Source organism: Pseudomonas sp. FW507-12TSA, assembly GCF_058781435.1.
Genome location: NZ_JBYSWT010000034.1, coordinates 20,608 through 42,790 on the forward strand (window position 1 = coordinate 20,608; position 22,183 = coordinate 42,790).

19 protein-coding genes, 1 pseudogene and 1 riboswitch are annotated in these 22,183 nt (G+C 66.2%); of the genes and pseudogenes, 7 read left to right on the forward strand and 13 right to left on the reverse strand.

Annotated features, from left to right (window positions below):
* Positions 1-8: 8 nt before the first annotated feature.
* Together AC3WK8_RS26340 and hglS are read right to left on the reverse strand one after the other, a co-directional pair.
* Positions 9-1,415, reverse strand: a complete 1,407-nt coding sequence (locus tag AC3WK8_RS26340) for an FAD-binding oxidoreductase (protein ID WP_103326271.1) — start codon at positions 1,413-1,415, stop codon at positions 9-11.
* 89 nt (positions 1,416-1,504) lie between these two features.
* Positions 1,505-2,899 (reverse strand): 2-oxoadipate dioxygenase/decarboxylase HglS, encoded by a 1,395-nt coding sequence (gene hglS, locus AC3WK8_RS26345; protein WP_103326272.1) that lies wholly within the window; start codon positions 2,897-2,899, stop codon positions 1,505-1,507.
* Between the two features lie 350 nt (positions 2,900-3,249).
* Between hglS and AC3WK8_RS26350 the strand changes: the two genes are divergently transcribed.
* On the forward strand, positions 3,250-4,323 hold the full coding sequence (locus AC3WK8_RS26350; protein WP_256592388.1) for a diguanylate cyclase: 1,074 nt from the start codon (positions 3,250-3,252) through the stop codon (positions 4,321-4,323).
* A 141-nt stretch (positions 4,324-4,464) separates the two neighbouring features.
* On the opposite strand, the gene AC3WK8_RS26355 is transcribed toward AC3WK8_RS26350, so the two are convergent.
* From AC3WK8_RS26355 to AC3WK8_RS26400, 10 genes are all read right to left on the reverse strand, one after another.
* Positions 4,465-5,394: an ABC transporter substrate-binding protein gene (locus AC3WK8_RS26355; RefSeq protein ID WP_103326274.1), complete on the reverse strand. Its 930-nt coding sequence runs from the start codon at positions 5,392-5,394 to the stop codon at positions 4,465-4,467.
* Complete coding sequence (locus tag AC3WK8_RS26360; protein WP_103326275.1) at positions 5,387-6,139, reverse strand: (2Fe-2S) ferredoxin domain-containing protein; 753 nt, start codon at positions 6,137-6,139, stop codon at positions 5,387-5,389. Before AC3WK8_RS26360 ends, AC3WK8_RS26355 begins: the two co-directional genes overlap by 8 nt.
* A gap of 11 nt (positions 6,140-6,150) precedes the next feature.
* Positions 6,151-8,067: a TonB-dependent receptor plug domain-containing protein gene (locus AC3WK8_RS26365; protein WP_256592395.1), complete on the reverse strand. Its 1,917-nt coding sequence runs from the start codon at positions 8,065-8,067 to the stop codon at positions 6,151-6,153.
* A 153-nt stretch (positions 8,068-8,220) separates the two neighbouring features.
* Positions 8,221-8,422: riboswitch (cobalamin riboswitch) on the reverse strand.
* A gap of 221 nt (positions 8,423-8,643) precedes the next feature.
* Positions 8,644-9,711, reverse strand: coding sequence for an arginine N-succinyltransferase (locus AC3WK8_RS26370; RefSeq protein ID WP_085596420.1), 1,068 nt, complete (start codon positions 9,709-9,711; stop codon positions 8,644-8,646).
* 43 nt (positions 9,712-9,754) lie between these two features.
* The gene (locus tag AC3WK8_RS26375; protein ID WP_103326277.1) at positions 9,755-10,777 is read right to left on the reverse strand and encodes an arginine N-succinyltransferase; all 1,023 of its coding nucleotides are present in this window, start codon (positions 10,775-10,777) and stop codon (positions 9,755-9,757) included.
* Between the two features lie 169 nt (positions 10,778-10,946).
* Complete coding sequence (locus AC3WK8_RS26380; protein ID WP_085596418.1) at positions 10,947-12,296, reverse strand: APC family permease; 1,350 nt, start codon at positions 12,294-12,296, stop codon at positions 10,947-10,949.
* A gap of 181 nt (positions 12,297-12,477) precedes the next feature.
* Positions 12,478-13,230 carry an N-formylglutamate amidohydrolase gene (locus AC3WK8_RS26385; protein ID WP_085596417.1) on the reverse strand — a complete coding sequence of 251 codons (753 nt, stop codon included), beginning with the start codon at positions 13,228-13,230 and terminating at the stop codon, positions 12,478-12,480.
* Complete coding sequence (locus AC3WK8_RS26390; protein WP_103326278.1) at positions 13,214-14,569, reverse strand: glutamine synthetase family protein; 1,356 nt, start codon at positions 14,567-14,569, stop codon at positions 13,214-13,216. Before AC3WK8_RS26390 ends, AC3WK8_RS26385 begins: the two co-directional genes overlap by 17 nt.
* The gene (locus tag AC3WK8_RS26395; protein WP_085596415.1) at positions 14,566-15,210 is read right to left on the reverse strand and encodes a cysteine hydrolase family protein; all 645 of its coding nucleotides are present in this window, start codon (positions 15,208-15,210) and stop codon (positions 14,566-14,568) included. Before AC3WK8_RS26395 ends, AC3WK8_RS26390 begins: the two co-directional genes overlap by 4 nt.
* 2 nt (positions 15,211-15,212) lie before the next feature.
* The gene (locus tag AC3WK8_RS26400; RefSeq protein WP_085596414.1) at positions 15,213-16,067 is read right to left on the reverse strand and encodes a MurR/RpiR family transcriptional regulator; all 855 of its coding nucleotides are present in this window, start codon (positions 16,065-16,067) and stop codon (positions 15,213-15,215) included.
* Positions 16,068-16,375: 308 nt separating this feature from the next.
* On the opposite strand from AC3WK8_RS26400, the gene AC3WK8_RS26405 reads away from it, so the two are divergent.
* On the forward strand, positions 16,376-16,939 hold the full coding sequence (locus AC3WK8_RS26405; RefSeq protein WP_103326307.1) for a histidine phosphatase family protein: 564 nt from the start codon (positions 16,376-16,378) through the stop codon (positions 16,937-16,939).
* Between the two features lie 77 nt (positions 16,940-17,016).
* Positions 17,017-17,778, forward strand: coding sequence for a precorrin-6A synthase (deacetylating) (gene cobF / locus AC3WK8_RS26410; protein WP_085596413.1), 762 nt, complete (start codon positions 17,017-17,019; stop codon positions 17,776-17,778).
* Between the two features lie 44 nt (positions 17,779-17,822).
* Here cobF and ftrA read toward each other — a convergent pair.
* A pseudogene (gene ftrA, locus AC3WK8_RS26415) lies at positions 17,823-18,809 on the reverse strand (transcriptional regulator FtrA).
* Positions 18,810-18,910: 101 nt separating this feature from the next.
* Between ftrA and AC3WK8_RS26420 the strand changes: the two are divergent.
* The 4 genes from AC3WK8_RS26420 (at position 18,911) to AC3WK8_RS26435 (ending at position 22,099) form a co-directional block, all read left to right on the forward strand.
* The gene (locus AC3WK8_RS26420) at positions 18,911-19,345 is read left to right on the forward strand and encodes a rhodanese-like domain-containing protein (RefSeq protein WP_103326279.1); all 435 of its coding nucleotides are present in this window, start codon (positions 18,911-18,913) and stop codon (positions 19,343-19,345) included.
* 269 nt (positions 19,346-19,614) lie between these two features.
* Complete coding sequence (locus AC3WK8_RS26425) at positions 19,615-20,394, forward strand: ABC transporter substrate-binding protein (protein WP_085596410.1); 780 nt, start codon at positions 19,615-19,617, stop codon at positions 20,392-20,394.
* A 97-nt stretch (positions 20,395-20,491) separates the two neighbouring features.
* Positions 20,492-21,604 (forward strand): succinylglutamate desuccinylase/aspartoacylase family protein, encoded by a 1,113-nt coding sequence (locus AC3WK8_RS26430; RefSeq protein WP_103326280.1) that lies wholly within the window; start codon positions 20,492-20,494, stop codon positions 21,602-21,604.
* An 87-nt stretch (positions 21,605-21,691) separates the two neighbouring features.
* Positions 21,692-22,099 carry a hypothetical protein gene (locus AC3WK8_RS26435; RefSeq protein WP_103326281.1) on the forward strand — a complete coding sequence of 136 codons (408 nt, stop codon included), beginning with the start codon at positions 21,692-21,694 and terminating at the stop codon, positions 22,097-22,099.
* Positions 22,100-22,183 lie beyond the last annotated feature (84 nt).

Sequence of the window (22,183 nt, forward strand, 5' to 3'; positions counted from 1 at the left end):
CCCGAGGGTTATTGGCTCGGGCGCTGCGGGGCATAGGCATCCCACAGCTTGTTGCGGAACTTGTTGTGCGGATCGACCCGTGCCTTGAGGGCGAAGAACTCGTTGGCCCGGGGATAGGCCGCGTGGAACTGCTCAGGCGTGGCCAGGATCTGGTAGGGCAGGTAGTAGCTGCCGCCGTGGCGGATGGCGCTATCCACCAGGGACCGGGTCCACTGGCGCACCCCATCGCGGGCGGCCGGGCGGGTGTCTTGCTGGTAGTACAGCACCAGGGCGAATACTTCGGTCCGGGCCCAGGCCAGCAGCGTACCGGGATCGGCCTTGGCGTGGCGGATGGATAGGTTGATCACATTGACCTTGTGCTTGCGCAGGGTATCGCCCATGTCCTCGACGAAGCCTTGCAACTGCCCAGGGGGCACGAAGTACTCCTGCAACACGTAGGTGCGCCTGGCCCGGGATGCCGGCTCCAGCTCACGCACGTCGAGGCTGGCCTCGTAGTTGCGCCAGACCACCTGCTGGCGCTTGAACACCAGCGGGTCGATGACCTCCTCGCGGATCGACTTGCCCATGGGCCATTGGCTCACCACCTTCATGGCCCGGCGTTCCTTCCAGTAGTTGCGGTCCAGGGGCGTGAGGCGTTCCTCGACCGTCACCGGCAGCTCGGTCTGGCTGTAGGACACCGCGCGCAGGTGCTGGTACTGGTTGGGGTAGAGCACGGCGTTGTGCAGGATCACCTTGGGATCATTGGCGATGTGCTGGAAGAAATAGTCGTTGTAGCGCTCCAGGGGCATTTCTTCGAAGGTCCGCAGCAGGCGCACGTTGTCGCTCAGCTGCAAGGTGGCTTCGGCTATCACCCCCAGGCCGCCGTAGCCGCCGATGGCGCCGTAGAACAGCTCGGCATTGTTTTGCGGGCTGGCCTCGATCACCTGGCCGTCGGCCAGCACCAGCTTGATCGACTTCACCGAGCTCACCAGCGGCCCATAGCCGATGTAGCGGCCATGGGCGTTGACGCTCAGGGCGCCGCCGACGGTGAAGTTGGCGTAGCTCTGCATGATGCTCACGGAGAGGTCGTAAGGGTCGATGAAGGTTTGCAGGGCGCGCCAGGTGATACCGGCCTGGACCGTGATTTCCTTGCGCTCGCGGGAGAACGCCAGGACCTGGTCGAAGCGCCGCATGTCGATCTGCAGCGCGTGCTCTGTGGCGGTCTGCCCACCCATGCTGTATCGGCCGCCACCGATGGCGATGGGCCCGGGGTGATTGGCCACCAGCTGGACGATCTGCTCCAGGCGAGTAGGTTGCGCCACCTGGTCGACCACGATGGGATTGAGTTGGGTGATGTCGTTGACGATTTGTTCGCCGTGGCTGGCCGAGGCCAGGCCCAGTGCGACGCAGAACAGCAGGCCGGTGCTGAGTTTCATGGAACCATCCCTGGAAGACGCCACCCGCAGGTGGCGCAAATGGCGGCAGGATAGCCTTGCCGCCGTTTCCCGGCCATGGATTCTTGCGCTTACAGGGCGGACAGGCCCAGGGCTTCGGCACACTGCTCCAGGGAGCGCTGCTGGGTCTGGGCGTACAGCTGCAACTCGTCGAGGGCCGGCCGGCCCAGGGCCGTTTCGAATGCCTGGCGGTTGGAGCGCCCGGCGTAATGGCTCTGGCTGTCGTCGCCGAGGTTGGACTGGAAGATCCCGGCGGCGCTGACCGGCAAAAAGTCTTCGTACACCAGGGGCTCGCAGCCCAGGTGCCCGGCGGCCAGCAACGCTTGCACCGTGGTAGGGCGACCGGGCTCGGTGCGGGCGGCGAGCCCGGCTTCGCTGGCGAAATAACGGAAATAGGCCAGGCCCTGCTGGCGCATGGCGTCGTGGTCGTCGGGAAACTCGGCGAAGTGCTGCTGCATCAGCTGGTTGTAGCGCTGGGCATTGGCTTCGCTGGGGAAGTCACCGAGCTCGTCGCGGGCGGTATTCAACAGGCGGTCGTAGAGTGCCCGGCCTTTGGGCGTGAGGGCCGCGCCACGCTGTTCGATCTCGCCGAAGCGGGCGCTGTGGCTGCCCTGGTTGTGCGCCTGGTCGGTGAAGGCGACGCTTTCCTCCAGGGCCTTGAAGCTGGTCTGGCGCAACAGGATCGGGCAATCGCGGCGCGGCGGGCCCTCGACCACCGCCTTGGGGGTGATGCCATGCGCGGGCATCAACCGTTGCACTTCGTCGATGTCCAGGGTGCGTGGAGTCAGGTGGTTGATATGCGGGCCCTTGAACGCCACCACGTCGGCGATCAACCGGTGCTGGGCACTGAGGTTGGCGTACTGGGCGGCGCTGACCGTGGCGTGGTGGTGCCAGCGGAAGGTCTCCAGGGCTTGCTGGATGAAGTCCTCGGCGGCGTCGGCGGCCAAGCCGCCCTGGTCCTCGGCCAGGCGGATCAGCTCCAGTACCTTCGGGGTGAAGATCGAGCGCCGCGCCAGCACCTGCTCGGCGAATGCGCGCAGCTCGGGGTTGTCGATCAGCTCCAGGCGCAGCAGCGAGGTGAAGACCCGGAACGGGCTGACTTGCAGGGCTTGTTCGTGCACCGCGCGAAACGCCGTGGAATGCACCGGCACCCCGGCGGGGGTGAGGTCGTAGTAGCCCACCGGCTGCATGCCCATCACCGCGAACAGGCGCGCCAGGGTCGCCAGTTCGGCGGCGGTGCCGACGCGGATCGCGCCATGGCGCTCCAGGTCCAGGCGCTGCAACTCGCCGGTGTGTCGCAGGTGCCGGGCAATGGCCGGTTGTTGCTCCAGCACCTGGGCGTTGACCTTGGCCACCAGTTGCATCAGGTCGCCATACAGCGGCACTTCCTCACGGTACATATCCGACATGGCCCGGGAAAATCCCTGGCGGATCAGGTCAGGACTGACGAAGCGCTGGTTGCTCATGGACAAGGTTCCCGTGGCTGTGGATCGAGGCGTGGGTGGAGCGGGTCGGCCTCGATTCTGCGCAGCGCCGCCAGGGCTGACAAACGAAAGTTCCTCTGAACTTCATTCTGCAAACGAATGCATGGCATCCGCTCCGGGCGTTGGCAGTGAGTGAGTGCAAGGGCGCACCGTGACCAGGGAAATGGTTATCGAGCGCGGCGCGGTTATAGCCAAATATTCCCGAAACCTCGCGCCGAGGCTGGTAAAACAGGGCCTGTGCCATGCTGGCGTTTTGTGCCCATGTCGCTCGATGCCCCTGGCTCGATGCTCATCCGCTCGCTGTATCTTTCCCAACGCTGGACGGAGGCGACTTGGCCCCTGCGCAGTGCACCAGAGGAAAGGGATTGTCACTGGCCAGGAGGCTCTACCGCTCGCGCACCTTGGGCCTGGCCCTGGGGTTCTTCTGCGTGTTCGAGGGCATGGCGCCGCTGCATCCCGCGCCCTGGGTGTGGGGCTTCATGTTGTTCAACGCCTTCGCCTGGCCACATCTGGCCTACCAGTGGGCGCGCCTGGCCCGGCAGCCGTTTCGCGCCGAGTACCGCAATTTGCTGGTGGATTCGCTGCTGGGCGGTTTCTGGGTCGCGGCCATGCAGTTCAACCCGCTGCCGCTGGCCACCACCCTGGGCATGATGGCCATGAACAATATCGCCATGGGCGGAGTGTGGTTCTTCCTCGCCGGTTGCGTGGCACAGTTGCTGGGGATTGGCCTGGGCCTGGGGATCTTCAGTGTCGCCTTCAGTGCCCGGACCACGCCCGAGCAGCTGTATGCCTGCCTGCCGATGCTGACCTTGTACCCGCTGGTCCTGGGGTACATCTGCTACCAGCAGGCGGTGACCCTGGCCCGGCACAAGCGTGAGCTATTGGCCTTGAGCCGTACCGACAGCCTGACCGGGTTGCTCAACCACGGCGCCTGGAAGGACCAGCTGGAGATCGAGTTCCAGCGCTGCAAGCGCCAGGACCATGGCGGCGCCATCGCCCTGATCGATATCGATCACTTCAAGGCCATCAACGATACCTACGGCCATGTGGCCGGCGACGTGGTGCTGCGCCAGTTGAGCAAGCTGCTGCGCCAGAACCTGCGCAGCAGCGACCAGGCCGGTCGCTATGGTGGCGACGAGTTTTGCGTGATCCTGCCGGACGTTCCCCTGGAGCATGCCGCCGAGCTCATGGAAGCCCTGCGCGGGCGTTTCGGCGCCTTGGGCTACGAGCAGACCCCGGCCTTGCAGGTCAGCCTGAGCATCGGCCTGGCCGCCTTCGACTCCCGGCATGAAGAAGCCATGGGCTGGCTCCACGACGCCGACCAGGCGCTGTATGCGGCCAAGACCTGCGGGCGCGACAACGTCAGCTGCCACCCGCCACAACGGCACCTGCTCAACTCCCTGTAGCCGCTATCGAGCCTGCGCAGCTGCGCCCAGGCCCGCAGGGCCTTGCGGCGATGGTGTCGCGCCTACGTTCCGGCGTTCGCTGCACGGTCGTGCGCAGCCTGCGGCAGCGGCCACCGAGGCAGGGCCGCTGTCGTTGTGCGCTCAATCCTGTGGCAGGTGCAGGCGCCGGGCCAGTTCCAGGGCGGTGCGGGCGCTGGCGATACCGGGGACCAGCTGGGTGAAGGGGATGTCGATCAGGCGTTGCTCGCGCACTGCCCGCAGCCGTGACAGCACTGGATCGCTGCGCAGCAGGCGGCGCTTGCGTGCGGCCGGCGACCACAGGGCATCGGCCAGCAGCATCACCTCCGGGTTGTTGGCCAGCAGGGTCTCGCTGTCCACCACCAGGCGCGGGCGGTCGATGGCGGCGAAGCTGTTGCGCGCCCCGGCGGCTTGCAGCAATACCCCGACAAAACCCCGCCGGCCCTGGCTGGCCAGGCCGTTGACCTCGCTGTCCAGGTAGAACACCGAGGGCTGGGGTTGGTCCTGGTACAGGGCCCGGGCCGAGGCGAGATCGGTATCCATCTGGGCGATCAACTGCCGTGCCCGTTCCTGCGTGCCCAACAACTGGCCCAGGGTCAGCAGGTCGCGGCGGATGTGCCCGAAGTAGTCCTCGTCATGCCCGACGCAGGCCGACTCCAGCAGGTAGCTGCCGACGCCGATGGCGCCCAGGCGCTCGCGGGAGCTGAAGTTGTCGGGGAACGCCGAGGCGAAACCGCCCACCACCAGGTCGGGCTTGAGGCTGTACAGCACCTCGGCCGACGGGTATTGGCGGGCGATCACCGGCACCCCGTGGTAGTGCCCCTGGGCCATGGCCTGGCCATCGTCGTCCAGGTAGGCGACGCCGATCAGCGCCGGCCCGGCGCCCAGGGCCAGCAGCAGGTCGGCGCTGTGCTGGTTGAGGGCGACGATGCGCTGGGGCGTGCCGGGGCTGGGCCAGATCTTGCCGCAGTTTTCGTAGCTGCCGGCCAGGGCCGGCCCACTGGCCAGCCACAGCAGGATGGCCAGGCACCTGGCCCGGGCCTTCCTAGGCATCGGTGGGTACTCCATAAGGGGCGGCGATCTGCAACTGGGCGACGGGCTCGCCTGCCAACAGGTGCCCCTCCACCAGTTGCAGCACCTGGCTGTCGTTCTCGACCCGGTACCAGCAGCCATCCGGGTGCACGGTGAGTACCGGTCCCAGGTTGCAGGGGAACTGGCAGGCGGTGCGGGTCAGCAGCACGCCTCCGGGCTTCTCCATGAGGTCAAGGCGCAGCAGCTCGCGACGCAGGGTCTTCCACAAGGGCAGGGCGCCACGCCGGACGCAGCGCGGGCCGGTGCAGAGCAATACCTGGCGGGCGTGGGGCGGCACCTGCGACCAGTCCGGATCGCTGGCCACCGGGTTGACCTGGTCGCATGGCAGGTGGCGTTCGCGCTGGGCGATGCTGGCCCAGGCCTGGGCCGCATCCAGCCCCCGGCGACCCAGGGCCTGGGCGGTGATCCACAGCCGTGGCGCCTGGGAGTGGGCACGGGCGCGGCGTCCCAGTTCATCGCGCAGCCAGTCCAGGTAGGCGCTGTCGGAGCTGGGCTCCAGGTCCACCACCAGCAACGCCGCGCCAGCCTTGGCCAGCGTTTCGTCCAGGGCAGCCCAGAGACTGTCGAAACCGTCCAGGGTATCGATCACCCGGGTCTCGACGCTGTCGTCGCGCAGGCCTTCGAGCTCGCGGCAGAAGGCCTGGCCGAGGGCGCCACCCAGCAGACCGGGACCGACGAACAACACCCGTTGATAGTGTTCATGCATGTCGGTCGGCCTCAGAAGCGGTAGGTGTAGCGCACTTCGGTGGTGAAGGGGCGCCCCAGGTTGTCCAGCGCTGGCGTGTCGTTGGTCATGCTGGTGGCGTAGTCGCGGTCGAACAGGTTCTCCACCAGCAGGCTCAGGCGATGCTGCTGGGCCGTGTCGAGGTAGCGATAGGCGTCGGCATCCACCACCGAGTAATGGCCGTAGTCGAGCTTGCGTGGACTGTCGATCTGGCCGATATAGCGAATCGCGCCGCCCACGCCCCACATGCGGTCCTGCGATTCGAAGCCCAGGCGCGAGCGGGCGAAGAACCCGGGGATGTTGCTCAGGGTCACGTTGCGTGACTCGACCAGGTTGCGGGTCATGTCGGCGGACAGGTTCCATTGCGGGCTGAACTGCCAGCGTCCGTCCACCTCGATGCCCCGGACCCTGACCTGTTTGTCACCGTTGACGAATTGTTTGTTGTCCAGGGCAATCAGGTCGTCGATCTTGCGCCGGTAGGCGGTGATGCTGGCATTGAATTCACCGGCCAGCAGGCTGCCCTTGTAGTCCAGGCCCAGTTCGGCGTTGACGCTCTTTTCCGGCTTGAGGTTGCGGTTGCCTTTTTCATTGGGTTCATTGGCGAACAACTGCTCGGCGTTGGGCAGCTTGAAGGCATTGCCGTACTGGCCGCGCAGTTGCCAGTTGGGCGTGAGGTCGTACAGCGAGGTGAGCATGCCCACCGTGGCACTCTCGCCGCCGCTGATTTTCTCGTGGCGCACGCCGATGCTCGGGTGCCAGTCCGGCAGGGCTTCGAACACCGGGCGCAACTGGGTATACAGGGCGTTGGCCTGGGCCTTGTTGTCGTCGATCTTGAGTACGTCGTCCTGGCCCTTGAACCACTGGTTGTCGGTGCCGAACACCAGCACATGGCCGCCGTCCAGCTCGGCCTTGCCCTCGGCCTGCACGCCCCAGTCGGTGAAGCCCCAGTAGTCGTTGTGGTTGATGACCTTGATGCCGCCATCATCGTTGCTGTTGATACGGGTGTAGCGCGTGTCCCAATCGTTGACATGGCCCTTGACGAAGTAGCTGAAGCGTTCGCCCAGGCGTTGCTCGAAGGTGGCGGTGGCGATCTGCTGGACCCGGTCGTTGGTGGTCTTCTTGTTGTTCGCGGCGCGGGCGAAATCCAGGTTGGCGTCGGTGTACTGGTAGAACAGCTCCAGGCGCGAGTCGTCGCCGAACCCCTGGATCGCCTTGGCGCCGAAGGTGGTCACCTCATAGGAACGCTTCTTGTCGTGGGTATTTTTGTAGGCGCTGTTGCGAAACGGCTGGTAGCCGTCGGAGACGTTGTGGCTGACATAGGCCAGCAAGCCGAGATCGCCCAGGCCGTTGCTGACGATGCGTTCCGCCCGGGCATCGCCGCTCCTGCCCATGAAGCTGTCCAGGCCCAGGTTGACTTCGCCGGAGGCGTCGCGGGTCTGTGGGCTACGGGTGACGATGTTGATCACCCCGGACACCGCCTGGGTGCCGAACAGCAGGCTCTGCCCGCCCTTGAGCACTTCGATGCGCTCGATGGCGTTGGCTGGCAGGGTATCCAGGTACAGGCCGCCGTACAGGCGGTTGTTCAGGCGCACGCCATCGAGCAGGATCAGCGTGTCATCGTTGCGCCCACCCAGCAGCGAATAGGTGCCGTAGTCGAAGGGGCCGTTCTTGGGCGCCACGTAGAGGCCCGGCACGTACATCTGCAGGACCCGGGTGATGTCGCTGCTGGGGCCGGCGCGTTCGATCTGCTGGCGATCGATGATTTCCACTTTGCTGCCGTACTTGGCCATCTCGGCCACGGTGGTGGACTCCACCGACGGGGCGGAGACGAACTGCTGGTCGAGCTTCAGGGAGGTGTCGTCCGCCAGCAGCCAGGGGCTGAACAGGCAGCCGAGCAGGGCGCCGCCCATGGAACGGCGCGCAGCGCGCCAGTCGCGCGCAAGGGAAGTGTCTGTTGTTGTCATTGTTGGTCTTCTCGAAAGTATCTTCGGGAAGCACGCAGGGAGAAGGTGGCAGGCACGCGCACGCGCCCACACCGGCCCATGCCCGCCCACCGCAGGATTGCCAAACAGATGCTTCAGGCCGGTCTCCGGGCTTGCGAGGCTGGCTGCATTCGCCTTCCCATACCTTGGGTACAGTGGCGTGTTGAATGCAGCACTCGCTTACCGTTGCGGGGGCAGCACCGGACTTGCCCCTGGGGGCGCACCGGTTTCCCGTTTCACCTCACGCACGGCGGCGTGAGGCACCTGAAACAGGGCGGCATCTGAACATCCGTCCGGCCGTTCGTCAATCCTGTGGCCGACACGATCGCGCCCACTGCGTAGTCATGCCGTTATCGCCCAGCCCAGTTCCGGTAGCCGCTGCTGAGCCTGCGAAGCTGTGCCAAGGCCCGCGGGGCCTTGATTGTGGAGTGCGCAAGGTTTGCGCTCGCTGCGTGGTCGTGCGCAGCCTGCGGCAGCGGCTATACCAAGCGGGTTTGCCCGGCGTTACCAGGCAATGGCGGGGGAGGTGCGTACCTGGGCCTGGCCACCGGCATCGGCGGGGCAGGCCAGCAGTGGCACCGCACGCACCGAGTCACCGGGCTGCAGTTGCAGGCGCTTGGTGGCCTGGCGGTCCACCAGCAGGCAGCCGGCCACCAGGCGCCCGGGCGCGGCGGTGATGCGGCAGCTCTCCAGGCGCCGGTTGTGGATCAGCCACATCGGCGCCTGCTCGTCCGGGTTGCCCACCAGCAACGGCAGGACCTGGCTTTCACGCACGCTGCGGATCTTCGCCACTTCGGCCTCGATCAGCGGGCCACCGTCGAACACATCGATGCAGCCCTGGTGGCTGAAACCTTCGTCGTGCAGGATGCCCACCGCCTGTTCGGTGCTGGCGTGGGCCTGGCCGATGGCCGCCTGGGCCTGTGGGCTGAGCAGGCAGGTATAGAGCGGTTGGCGCGGCATCAGCTCGGCGATGGAGGACTTGCCGCCATGGCTGGACAGGCGGTTGGCCTGCTGGAAATCCATCTTGAAGAAATGCCGCCCCAGGCTGTCCCAGAACGGCGAGCAACCTTGGCTGTCGACCTGGCCGCGCAACTCCACCACCAGCTTGTCGCCGAACAGCGCCGGGTACTCGGCGACGAACAGCAAGCGCGCCGTGGACAGCAGGCGCCCGGTATAGCCCTGGCGCAGGTCGTGGCGCAGGAACAGCGAGCACAGCTGGGATTGCCCGGCCATGTCGTTGCTCAAGAACAGGGTCGGGATCTGTTTCTCGATACCCAGTCCCGGGGCGCTGCCGCGAGTGATGCCGAGCCGGTAGTTGTAGCAGGGCTCGCGCAGGCCGATGGCACCGCTCAAGCCACAGATGCCGATCACCTGCTGCTCGTCATCTTCCAGCACGAACAGGTAGTCGGCGTCGGCGCGTTCCACCTGGCCGGCGAACGTGCGTTGGGCCCAGCGCACCCGATGGTCCAGGCGCTCGGGGTCGGTGCTGAGGTTGTCCAGTTCTCGCTGGCTGCCACCCAGCAGGCGCAGCAGCGCGGGCAGGTCGGAGACGCGAATCGGGCGCACGATCATGCACGGGCTCCTGGCAATGCCACGGTTGCGAGTCGATAAGGGGTCATAGCGCAATGCTCCGCACGGCAGCGCCGGGCTCCAGTTGCAAGGCCTGGAACATCTCCTGGCCAAGACCGATACGTTCCTCTGGAGCTTCGTCGAGCAGCGCGACGATGGCGCGGAAACCTTGCAGGCGGTCGTTGCTCAACAGCCATGGGCGGCCCCGGCCGCTCTGCGCGGCGAAGTAGCTGGTGGCGATCCGGCTCTGGATGATCGAGCGCAGTTCGTTGGTGCGCGCCTGCAGGGTCGGCCCGGCATCGAACAGGTCGACGTACTGGGTCGGGGCGAAACCTTCGTCCACCAGGATGTCGCAGGCTTCCCGGGCGTCGGGATGGATGCGGCCGATGCAGTCCTGGGCCGCCTGCGCCAGCATCGGGATGTAGATCGGGTACTGGGGCATCAGCTCGACCAGGAACCCGCGTCCCTGCAGGGCGCACAGGCGCTCGGCCTCGACATAGGGCAGGTCGAAGAAATGCTGGCCCACCGCCTCCCAGAACGGTGATTGGCCGTCGGTGTCGCTGTAGCCGACGATTTCGCTGATGCAGCTGTCGGCGAAACGCTGGGGGTGGGCGGCGATGAACAGCAAGCGGGCCCGGGAGGTCAGTTGCGCCAGGGGGCTGCCGGCCAGCTCGACGTCCATGTGGAAGCTGCGCAGCAGGGTCTGCTCGCTCAGGTCGTGGCACAGCGACAGGGTCGGCACTCCATGCTGGATGTCCAGCTCCCGCGAGCTGCTGATGAACGGGCGGTTGCGCAGGCTGTAGAACGGTTCGCTGAAGCCGGCCGTGGCCAGGATGTCGGAGCAGCCATGCAGCCGGCCGGTGGCGGGATCTTCGAGGACGAAGAAATAGTTCTCCGGCCCCTGGCCGGCCTCGGCCTCGGCCTTGGCGAAGGACGCCAGGGAGTCGAGGATCTTTTCCCGCAGGCAGGTTTCGTCGTCCACCAGCGAGGTCACGCCCAGCAGGCGCTCGCGGGCCAGGCGCCGCAGTTGGGGCAGATCGGATAACGCCACGGGACGCAAGGCCAGCATGGGTGCACTCCTGTATCAAGGGCCGCCGGCTTTGGGCCGGGCAGCCAGACATCACTGTCGATTACCACGCATTGTCTCCGGCCGTGGCATCCGGCGGCCGATTCCCGGGCTGCTCTTGATGGCCGTGCCGGGATGGCGCGTCACCCCGCAGGGCAACGCGCCGCGTTCACTATTGCTTGAGCGGATCCGGCAGGGCGGCACCGTTGCCCAGCCGGTTGAGCACGAACAGGTATACCAATCCTGCGACCACCCAAATAGCGCCAAGTTTCTGCGCGTCCACGCCCATGTTGTACATGATGGCGCAGACGATCACGAAACCGATCGACGGGCAGACCAGGTGGCGCAGCACCTGGCCGGACTTCTGCCGGCGCCAGTAGAAGTTGATCACGGTGATGTGCAGCAGCATGAAGCCGCTCAGGGCGCCGAAGTTGACCAGCGAGGTGAGGGTGTCCACCGAGTCGATGAACAGGTAGCAGATCACCAGCGACAACAGCGCTACCAGGTAGATGCTGATGTGCGGGGTGTTGTGCTTGGGGTGGACCTTGGCCAGCACCTTGGGCAGCTTGCCGTCGCGGGCCATGCCGAACAGCAGGCGCGATACCGCCGCTTGCGAGGTGATGGCCACCGCCACGCCCCAGGCCAGTGCCGTGGCCACCCCGGTGAGGGTCGCCAACCAGCTGCCGGCTGCCAGCTCGGCGATCTCGTAGAAGGCCGTGTCGGCGGACTTGAAGCCCATGCCTGCTGCCAGGTCGGTGGCGATCCAGGTCTGCACCACGAAGATCGCGCCCATCACCACCAGGGTGATCAACGCTGCCCGGCCAACGCTACGGCCGGGATCGCCCTTGACCTCTTCGGCCAGGGTCGAGATGGCGTCGAACCCCAGGAACGACAGCACCGCGATCGACACGCCCTGCATCAGCATGCCGAAGTGGAAGTTTTCCGGGCTGTAGAGCGGCGCCAGGGTCAGCTCGCCGTGGCCGGTGCCGCCGTGCAGGGCGTTCCAGGCGTAGAACAGGAAGATCCCCAGGACCACCAGTTGCGCCAGCAGGAACAGGATGTTCATCCGTGCGGTGAAGGTGATGCCCCGCAGGTTGACGAAGGTGGCGCTGACCAGGAACGCCAGGATGAAGCCGACCTTGGGCACTTCCGGGTACAGGTGGTTGAGCGCCATGGCCGCGTAGACATAGAGCAATGGCGGGATCAGCAGATAGTCCAGGAGCATCAGCCAGCCGGCGAGGAACCCCACGTGGGGGTTGAGGCCACGCTGGGCATAGGAGTACACCGAACCGGCGATGGGAAAGGCGCGGGCCATGGCGCCGTAGCTCAGGGCGGTGAAGACCATCGCCACCATGCCGATGATGTAGGCCAGGGGCACCATGCCCGGAGCCTCCTGGTTGACATAGCCGTAGACCCCGAACGGGGCGATGGGGATCATGAAGATCATCCCGTAGACCACCAGGTCGCGCAGGTTCAGCCCGCGCTTGAGCTCCTGCTTGTAGCCGAATTCTTCAATCTCCATGAAGCACTTCTCCTTGTAGCCAATAGGGGGCAAAGCCCGCGGCGTGCGTCGTCATTGACGCTTGGGCCGCGGGCCGGTGTTTGAACCTGGCAGGATCAAAGACACACCACAGCGGTTTTTCTGATTGTTATTGCAGTCCTGCTAACAGCGTTATTGGATGATCCTCGGTGCTCTTGAGGCACTACAGCAACGGCGCCAGGCAATCGCTCCAGTGCTGTACCGCCTGTGGGGTGCGCAGCAGGTCGTTGCGCACCTCGATCAACACCGATTCCAGGCCCCGGGCATCGCCGTGCACCGGTACCGTCATATCGCTCAATGGATCGATTTCATAAGGCTGGTTGCCGGCCACTTTCAGCGGCAAGGTCCACAAGCCTTCCAGGACCCGGGCGGCATAGGCGGTGGCGTTGCCATAGAGCACGCCGATTTCCAGGTCCCGTGGCTGGCCGTAGTACACCGGGGTGAAACTGTGGATGCCCACCACCCGCACTTCGCGGCCCTGGGCCAGGCGCCGGTCGATGATCCGCTGCAAGCGCTGGTGGAATGGCGTGAACAACTGCTGGCGCCGGTACTCGCGGGTCGCTTCGTCCAGGTGCTGGTTGCCCGGCACCTGGTAGATCTCGCTCTGCAACGGGATGCTGTCGGGGGCATGCCGTGGCCGGTTGAGGTCCACCAGCAAGCGCGAGTAGTTGGCCGCGATCAGGGTCGCGCCCAGGGCCTGGGACAGGCTCTGGGCCAGTTCCAGGGCGCCCGGGTCCCAGGCGATATGCTCGCGGGCCGCCACCGGGTCCAGTCCCAGGTCGTTCAGGGCTGGCGGAATGTAGTGGCTGGCGTGCTCGCACACCAGGATCAGCGGATGCTCGGAGTCTTCCCGGAACAGGCGATAGGCCGGCTCGGTATAGAGTCCCAGCTCGGCGGATTTAGTACAGGTGTCCATAGTGCTCACAGAGTTGGGCGGCGTTCAGGTGCTCGGTCAGGGACACTTCCTTTTGCTTGACGGCGAAATAGGTATCCAGCAGCGCCTGCGGCAGCAGTTGTCGCAACTCGCGGTTCTCGCGCAGGCAGTCCAGGGCCTGGGGCAGGTTGCCGGGCAGCGGCACGATGCCGCTGGCCCGACGCTGTTCGGCGCTCAGTTCATCGGGGACCTTGTCGGTCACCGCATTGAGCGCCAGTTGTTGCTCGATGCCCAGGCGGCCGGCCATCAGCACCACGGCCATGGCCAGGTGCGGCGAGGCGGTGGCATCCAGGGCGCGGAACTCCAGGTTGTATTGCGGCGCTTCAGACTTGCCGCCGATGGTCACGGTGGGGCAGATACGCAGCGAGGCTTCGCGGTTGCGCAGGCCCAGGCAGGCATAGGAGGCGCTCCAGTGATGGGGCTGCAGGCGCGCATAGGAAATCGGTGTTGGCGCGGTGAAGGCGCACAGCGCCGGCAGGTGCTTGAGCACTCCGGCGGCCCAGTGCTGGCCCAGGCGCGAAAGGTCGTCGCCGCTCACCGCTTGCGGATCGTAGAGCAGCGGGGTGCCTTCCAGGTCCTGCAAACTCAGGTGCAGGTGCACGCCGTTGCACACCGCGTTCTCGGCGGTCTTGGGCGCGAAGCTGACCCGCTGCCCCAACTGCCGGGCGATCTCGCGGGTGATCTCGCGCACGTTAACCGCCCGGTCGGCGGCGGCCAGGCCCTGGGTCGGGCGGCAGGTGACCTCGTACTGGTGCTTGCCGTATTCGGGCAGGAACATTTCCGGCTCGACCCCGGCGGCGCGCAATGCCGCCAGCAACCAGCCGCCGAAGCTCGCGCCCTGGCGCTGGGCCTGCAGCGAGAACGCCAGGTGTTCGGCCTGCTCGCCACCAGTGTCGAGGTTGAACTCATGCTCGAACGCCGCGGTGACCTGGATGCCCAGGGCCTGGTAGGCCTCCAGCTCGTTACGCAACAGGGTGCGCGGGCAGGCTGCCCAGGGCTGGCCATCGGTCTCGCGGATATCGGCGTGGATGAACTCCAGCGGCGGGGCGAAGGGATCGGGGCCGGCGCCGACACTGACCCGGCTGTCCAGGTCGGGAATCAACCGCAGGTCGCCATAGGCGCCCCAGGGATTGTCCTCGGCGATCAGGTCCTGGGGTGTCAGCGCGCTGTTGGCCGGCACCCAGCCGCAGCCGCCGAGCCGGTAGTGCTCCAGTTCGTCGCTGGGAAACGAGCGTCCGCGCGTGACGCCGATCAGGTCGGTGGTGACGATGCTGGTCATCGCCACCGGGCTCAGGGCCTCGATGTCCTGGCCCCGGCTCATCCGCGGATCTCCCGCAGGCGGCCGAGCACGGTGGCGGTGTCGGTGATCCAGCAGTAGCCCTTGATCGCATCGAGGCAGGCCTGGTGCCGGGCATCGCTGTAGGTGGCGCAGGCGTCTTCCACCAGGGTCACCAGGTAGCCGCGGTCGGCGGCATCGCGCACGGCCATGTCCACGCACTGGTCGGTGACGATCCCGGCGACGATCAGGTGGCGAGTCTCCAGGTTGCGCAGCACGTAGTCGATGTTGGTGGAGTTGAAGACCCCGGACGACGTCTTGGGCAACACGATCTCGTTTTCCACCGGCTCGAGCTCGGCGATGATCGCCGCTTGCGGGCTGCCCTTGGGCAAGTGCATGTCCGACAGCTTGTGGTCCAGGGAGCGGTCACGGCCGTCGGCGGTGAGGCTCTCGATGATGGTGTGCAGCACGTTCTGCCGAGCCTCGCGCACCGCGGCCAGGAGCTTCTGCTGGTTGGGAATCACTTGCTCCCGGGCGCGCTTGAGGAACGCCTCGCCTTCGGGGCCTTGCAGGTGCGGGTCGAACTGCGGCTCGAGCCAGGCCCGTTGCATGTCCACCAGCAGCAGGGCGGTGTGGTCGACGACGAAGGGCAGGTCCCGTGGCGAACGATGGGGCAGGCTGAACATCCTTATTTCTCCTCCAGCACATGAGTGGCGAATTCGGCCCGCAGGGCATCGATGCCCTCCAGGCGTTGATCCAGATGGGTACTGCGCGGGGTCATGCAGGCGATCAGCGCCTCGACCTGGGCCAGGGCCGGCACCAGGCTGTCGAAGGGCGACAGCGACTCCACCGGGGCGCTGATGATCAGGTCCGCCAGTTCGCGCAGCGGCGACGCGTAGATATCGGTGAACAGCACCACCCGGGCGTTGCGCGCCTTGACCGCGCTGGCCACGCGCAGGGCCTGGGTCTGGTAGCGGCGATAGTCGAACAGCAGCACCACGTCCTGGCGTTGTACGTCGAACAAACGGTCCGGCAATTGCGCGTTGTCTTCGAGAAAGAAGCAGCCCGGGCGCATCAGGCGCAGGTGGTTGAGCAGGTACTGGGCGAGGAAGCTGCTAAAGCGTCCGCCGAAGCAATGCACCGAGTGCCGGCTGTCCAGCAGCCAGTCGGTCAGCACGCGGATGTCCTCGGGCTGGGTCAGCGCCTGGGTGTCTTGCAGGGCCCGCTGGCTGTCGGCCAGGTAGCGCCCCCAAGTGTCGCCCCGGGCCACCTGGGCCTTGGGGTGGAGCAGGGTGCTGGGCGAGCGCAGGCGGTCGTCCATGTCACTGAGCAGTGCTTCCTGGAACTCGCCGTAGCCGCTGAAACCGAGCTTCTTGACCAGGCGCACGATGGTCGGGTCGCTGACCCCGGCATGCTCCGCCAGCCGCGACATGGGCCCCAGGCCGTTGCGCGGATAGTGGTCGAGCAGGGCTCGCACCACCTTGCGCTCGGAGGGCGTCAGGTCGAGGGCGGGGTTGGTGATCAGGTCTCTGAGAGAAGGCATCGGGGCGCCTTGTAGGCTGGGTGTAGTTTTTGTTTCATAAAATGGCGAAAACGATATTTATGTAATGGACGCTACATGTCCAGTGAATTTTTGGAAGCTGGGCAAATGCTCTGGAACGGGGTTTTGCCCGGCGTCCTGCTGTCATGTATGAGAACTCGCCCTGGGTGACAGCAGGGTTCACCCGGCGAGCGTCTCGCTGGCAACCCTGGCCGCTGCCCGGCCGGCGCGGCACCCACGGCGCTTCGGCTAAACCCGCGCGGCGCCATGGGTGTAGGATGCCCGGTCGCCAATCCATCGGAGCGCTGCCCGTGCAGGCCACCCGTCTGACCCTGATCTGCCATGCCCGTACCCTCGCCCAGAAATTGGCACGCTTGCCCCAGGACGAGCCGCTGGAGATGGACTGGCAGGCCCAGGCGGCCTCCCGCGCCGCCGAGCTCAAGCGCAGCACCCGGGTGCTGTGCGCTCCAGAGCTGCGGACCCGGCAGACCGCCGCGTTGTTCAGCCCCAGCTACCAGGTGGAACCGGCCCTGGGTGACTGCGCCCTGGGTGACTGGCAGGGGCTGTCCCTCGATTTCCTGCAAGAGCGACAACCCCAGGCGCTGCAGGCCTGGCTGGCGGATCCGCACCAGGCCCCGCCGGGCGGCGAGTCGGTGGCCGAGCTGTGCCAGCGCGTGACCCGCTGGCTGGAGCGACTGGCGCAGCAGCCCGGGCACTGGCTGGCGGTGACCCACCCCTGGGTCATGCGCGCCGCCATGCTCGAGGCGCTCCAGGCGCCACTGCACAGCTTCAACCAGATCGATATCGAGCCCCTGTCACGCCTGGACCTGAGCCACGCCGGGCGCTGGCGCCTGCGCCTGGATGGCCGCCCCTGAGGTTCGGCGCCGGCATTTCTCCCGGGGCCAAAGCGGCCCATACTTGCCCGCTGGCATAGCAGCGGGAGCATCCCTTCATGAAAACCGTCCTGGTCATCGGCATCGGCGCCGGCCACCCCGACTACATCACCATCCAGGCGATCAAGGCGCTGAACCGCTGCGACGTGGTGTTCCTGATGGACAAGGGGCCGAGCAAGGATTCGCTGATCGACCTGCGCCGCCAGTTGTGCGAGCGCTACCTGACCGAGCGCCCCTATCGTTTCGTCGAGGCACAGACCCCGGAGCGCGAGCGTGGCGAGGTGGATTACCAGGCCAGCGTCAAGGCCCTGAACCGCGAGAAGCAGCAAGTCTTCGAGCGCCTGATCGACCAGGAGCTGGAGGAGGGCCAGACCGGGGCGTTCCTGGCCTGGGGCGACCCGGCGCTGTACGACAGCACCTTGCGCATCCTGCAGCGGATCCTGGCCGCCGGCACGGTGCAGTTCGACTACCAGGTGATTCCCGGGATCACCAGCGTCCAGGCCCTGGCCGCGCAGCACAAGGTGCCGTTGAACCGCATCGGCCGTTCCCTGGAGATCACCACCGGCCGGCGCCTGGCGGCGGGGCAGGGAGGCGATGCCGACACCCGGGTAGTGATGCTCGATGCCGAGGACTCCTATCGGCAACTGCGCAACCAGGACCTGGACATCTACTGGGGCGCCTACCTGGGCACGGCGGATGAAATCCTCATTGCCGGGCGTCTCGACGAGGTCGCCGACGAGATCCGCCGGGTGCGCCTCGAAGCCCGCCAGGCCCATGGCTGGATCATGGACACCTACCTGCTGCGCAAGCCCGAGGACTGAGCCCCGCCGGACTCGCGTCGACCCCTTCGCCGGCAAGCCGGCTCCTACGGGCGCGGTGGCGGGGCGCTTTCCCGGCCGCGGCCGAAGCGTTCGCGGTATACCGACGGCGGTACGCCCACTAGGCCGCGAAAGGCCACGCGAAAGCTCTCCACCGAGCGATAACCGCAGCGCAGGGCAATGGTTTCGCTATTCTCGCTGCCGCTTTCCAGCAGTTCCCTGGCCCGGGCCAGCCGTTCATGCTACAGCCAGGCCTTGGGCGAGGCGCCAGTGGCGTCGTGGAAACGCCGCAGGAAGGTACGTTCGCTCATCAGCGCTTGGGCCGCCAGTTCGCTCACGCTCAACGGTTGATGCAGGCGCTCCCGGGCCCATTGCATGAGCCGCGAGAGGTCGCTGCGCGGGGTGCGGCTGACCGGCGCGGGAATGAACTGCGCCTGGCCGCCGGTGCGTTGCGGCGACATCACCAGGCGCCGGGCAACGCTGTTGGCCACCTGAGTGCCGAAGTCCCGGGCCACCAGGTGCAGGCAGGCATCGATACCGGCGGCGCTGCCGGCGGAAGTTATCAGTTGCCCGGCATCGACATAGAGTACATCCGGGTCCACACGGATATTCGGAAACCCCTCGGCCAGCTCGCGGGCATAGCGCCAGTGAGTGGTGGCGCTACAACCATCCAGCAGCCCGGTCGCCGCCAGAACGAACACCCCGGAACAGATCGACAGCAGCCGCGCGCCGCGTTGGTGGGCCTGGCGCAGCGCTTCCAGCAACCGCGGCGGCGGCGCCTGCTCGCGGCTGCGCCAGCCGGGAACGATGATGGTCCGCGCCTGCTCCAGCAGCTCCAGGCCACCGTCGGCCAGCACCTGGATCCCGCCCAGGGCACGCATCGGGCCGGGGTCCACGGCGGCGATGGTTTGCCGGTACCAGGGGAAATCGAACTCCGGCCGGGCCAGGCCGAAAATCTCCACGGCGATGCCGAACTCGAAGGTGCAAAGGCCGTCGTAGGCGAGAATCGCCACCAATCCAGGGTGCTTGTGCATTTGGCGGAAAGTTACCAGTCGTTGTCTGGGGCGCCACTGTAGTCGTAGGGGCAGGGCGGATAAAGTCCTGCTCACCGCCACCCTGATACCTGGAGAGCCCCATGACCAGCCTGGTCCGCAGCACCGCCGCCGCCCCGTGCGCCCGTGCCCTGATGCATTTTTCCAACCGCCTGAGCTTTGAAACCGACTGCTCCGATGTCTATTCCAGCCAGCAGGCCGGTGCCGTGGATTTTATCCTGGTGGACGTGCGCGGCCCTGAGGCCTTTGCCCGGGGCCATGTGCCGGGAGCGATCAATATTCCCGTGCGCCTGCTCACCGCCGAGCACCTTGCCCACTATCCGCGGGACAGCCTGTTCGTGGTGTATTGCGCAGGCCCGCACTGCAATGGCGCGAACAAAGCCGCGGTAAAGCTCGCGGCCCTGCAGTACCCGGTCAAGGAAATGATCGGCGGTATCACCGGCTGGCTGGATGAAGGCTTTGCCCTGAGCAGCCAGGCGCCACGCGCGCCAACCCCGACCTTGCCCTGTGCCTGTTGAAGGCCGTCGTCGCGGCGGCACCCCTTGGCCGCCCAGGGCCTTCGAGCGCCAAAAATGAGCCGTCATGGGGCAAGTCTCGGCTTTGGCCGGGGCGCGTGCACCACGGCGCAGCGCAGGCAAAAGCGCCCGGCAGCGGGCGCATGTTTTTTATAAGTATTTGTCGCATGAACACAATTTGCATCCAGGGCGCCGCTCTAGACTGCTGGCCACTTCGATTGGCCCACGATCGAATTCTGCCAACAAGAAACCTCCGTCTCCTGGAGCTATAAATGAACAAAGTTGTGCTATTCGGTGCCCTGGCACTGTCGCTGTTTTCCTTCACCGCTTCGGCCGACGAGGCCAAGCCGATCCGTATCGGTATCGAAGCCGGCTACCCGCCATTCTCGATGAAGACTCCCGACGGCAAGCTCGCCGGTTTCGACGTGGACTTGGGCAACGCCCTGTGCGAGCAGATGAAAGCCAAGTGCACCTGGGTCGAGCAGGAGTTCGACGGCCTGATTCCGGCGCTGAAGGTGAAGAAGATCGACGCCATCCTGTCGTCCATGACCATCACCGACGATCGCAAGAAGAACGTCGATTTCACCATCAAGTACTACCACACCCCGGCTCGTTTCGTGATGAAGGCCGGCACCACCATCAAGGACCCGCTGACCGAGCTCAAGGGCAAGAAGGTCGGCGTACTGCGTGCCAGTACCCACGACCGCTTCGCCACCGAAGTGCTGGTGCCCGCCGGCATCGACCTGGTGCGCTACGGCTCGCAGCAGGAAGCCAACCTGGACATGGTTTCCGGTCGCGTCGACGCGCTGCTGGCCGACTCGGTCAACCTCGACGACGGTTTCCTGAAAACCGAGGCCGGCAAGGGTTTCGCCTTCGTTGGTCCTGAGTACAACGATCCGAAGTATTTCGGTGGCGGTGCCGGTATCGCCGTGCGCAAGGGTGACAAGGAGCTGGCGGAGAAATTCAATGCCGCCATCACCGAGATCCGCGCCAATGGCAAGTACAAAGAAGTGCAGGACAAGTACTTCACCTTCGACGTCTACGGCGAATAAGCCGCTGGCATGAAAAAAGGTGGCGACCGGCTCCCGGTCGCCACCTTTTTTATGCGCGCTGTTCTATCCTGCGCCACGCCTTTTTTCCGGAGCCAGCATGCAACGCATCGACCACGCCCTGCCCTGGGGCCACCTGGGCACCTCGCGCCAGCTCAGCGTATTTCGCTTCGGCAACGGCCCGCGCAAGGTCTACATCCAGGCCAGCCTGCACGCCGACGAGCTGCCGGGCATGCGTACTGCCTGGGAGCTCAAGCAACGCCTGGCGCTACTGGAAGACCAGGGGCGCCTGCAATGCACGGTGGAACTGGTGCCGGTGGCCAATCCCGTCGGTCTCGACCAGCAGGTGCAGGGCAACCACCTGGGGCGCTTCGAGCTGGGCAGCGGCAAGAACTTCAACCGTGCCTTCGTCGAGCTCAGCGGTCCGGTCGGCGATCGGATCGGCAAGCTGTTGGTGGATGACGCAGCCGCCAACGTGACCCTGATCCGCCGCACCATGCTCCAGGTGCTGGACGAGCTGCCAGCCCCGCTGTCGCAGCTCGAAGCCTTGCAGCGCTTGTTGTTGCGCCATGCCTGCGACGCCGATATCACCCTCGACCTGCATTGCGATTTCGAGGCGGCGATCCACCTATATGCCTTGCCCCAGCACTGGCCCCAGTGGCAGTCCCTGGCGGCGCGGCTCAAGGCTGGCGTGGCGCTGTTGTGCGAGGACTCCGGGGGCAGTTCCTTCGATGAGTCCTGCTCCGCCCCCTGGCTGCGCCTGGCGCGGGATTTCCCGCGGGCGGCGATCCCCCTGGCCAACCTGGCCACCACCCTGGAGCTGGGCAGCATGGGCGACACCCGGGTCGAGCAGGCGCGCGCCAACTGTGAAGCCATCCTGGGCTTTCTCGCCGAACAGGGGCTGATCGACGGCGACTGGCCGGCGCCGCCGCAGGAATGCTGCGAGGGCATGTCGTTCGACGGCACCGAGTATCTGTTCGCCCCGCACCATGGCGTGGTCAGTTTCCTGCGTGAAGCCGGGGAGTGGGTCGAGCGCGGCGACGCCTTGTTCGAGGTGGTGGATCCGTTGAGCGACCAGGCCAGCATCGTCCGGGCCGGCACCAGCGGCGTGCTGTTCGCCCTGGATCGAGGACGCTACACCCAACCGGGGATCTGGCTGGCCAAGGTCGCCGGCCGCGAACCCATGCGCCATGGCAAGCTGGTCAACGACTGACCCGTTACACACCGCGAACCGCCCGTTGCCGATCTTGCAGTGGGCCTTTCACCACCCGGCCGCTTTGCGGCCCATGGGGCTCAAGCCTTGTTCCTATTGTCCCTGTGCATCCGCTGGTTGTTCGCCCTGTGCCTGCTGGCGGCGACGTTCAACCACCTGCATGCCGCCTTTACCCATGGCCTGCTCTGGGATTACGCCTATGGCGTCGCTACGCCCCTGGCCAGCCGGGCGTTCTGGGGGTCGCTGACGCTATTGGACCCGCTGGCCGTGCTGCTGTTGTGGCGGCGCCCACGCTGGGGGCTGGGGTTGACCCTGGTGATCATGCTGGCGGACGTCCTGCACAACAGCGTCTATGTCGCTGCCCACCACCAGTGGCTGGCGTCTTTCTACTTGTCCCAGGTGGCGTTCCTGCTGCTGGTGCTGTTGCTTGCGCCGCTGGCCTGGCGGGGGCTGGCTGGCACCGGGCAAGCGAGATGCCAGCGCTTGCCCGGTTGAACTGGCGCGGGCTGCCCAGGGTGGTCATCTTGGCGGGCTCTGGCGGCGGCTGCTCCAGCCAGGCCCACAGTGCTAGGCTCTGGC